This is a genomic window from Pseudomonas sp. R62 (assembly GCF_000257605.1).
In the GTDB taxonomy this organism is placed as follows: domain Bacteria; phylum Pseudomonadota; class Gammaproteobacteria; order Pseudomonadales; family Pseudomonadaceae; genus Aquipseudomonas; species Aquipseudomonas atacamensis.
This window is the reverse complement of record NZ_AHZM01000933.1, coordinates 1-733: the sequence shown is the minus strand read 5'-3', so window position 1 is coordinate 733 and position 733 is coordinate 1. Positions and strand designations below refer to the sequence as shown.

The window sequence follows — 733 nt, the reverse complement described above, 5'->3', positions numbered from 1 at the left end:
GTATACCGCGCCCCAGGCGCCCAGATCCAGGCAAGTCACGTACTTGGGCTGGCGATACATTGTCGGAGCGACGCCGAGGAGATCGGCGGCGGCGTTGTTGCCGGCGTAGCGACCCAGGCTGATCGCGTGCTGGCAAGACATCGCAGCATAGTTGCCGAAGTCGTCTGTGGCGGCGCGAGCGACATCACCAGCGGCAAAGACGTGATCGATGCCGTGCACCTTGAGGTTGCCATCGACGTGCAGGCGGCCCTGGCCATCGCGTTCGGCGTCGAGTTGTTCGGTGAGCGGGCTGGCGCGGAAACCTACGGTCCAGATCACGGTCTGGCTTTCGATGTGGCGGCCATCGGCGAGGGTGACGCCATTGGCATCCACAGCGGCAACGCTGGCATCGACGATCCATTCGATACCCAGGTCATTGGACGCCTCGATGATCGACGGGCGAATGCCATCACCCATGGTCGCGGCGATGTCCTTGCTGCGATCGACAATGATCACGCGCAGGTCTTGATCCTCACCGAGGATCGCACGCAGGCGCGCCGGCATTCCCGTCGCAGTTTCAATCCCGGTGAAACCGCCACCCGCGACCACCACGGTGTTGCGCGCAACGCTGGGCGGTTGGTTGCCGAGGGCGATGAGATGACGTTCCAGACGCGCCGAGGATTCGATCTGATCGACATCGAACGCATGCTCCTTGAGGCCAGGCACCGGAGGCCGAGCGAGCTGGCTGCCGCTG

General features: G+C 64.1%; 1 protein-coding gene. It reads right to left on the bottom strand.

Annotated elements, in window-relative coordinates:
* On the bottom strand, positions 1-733 hold a 733-nt coding region (locus tag OQK_RS01210), incomplete at both ends, for an NAD(P)/FAD-dependent oxidoreductase (protein WP_016770747.1).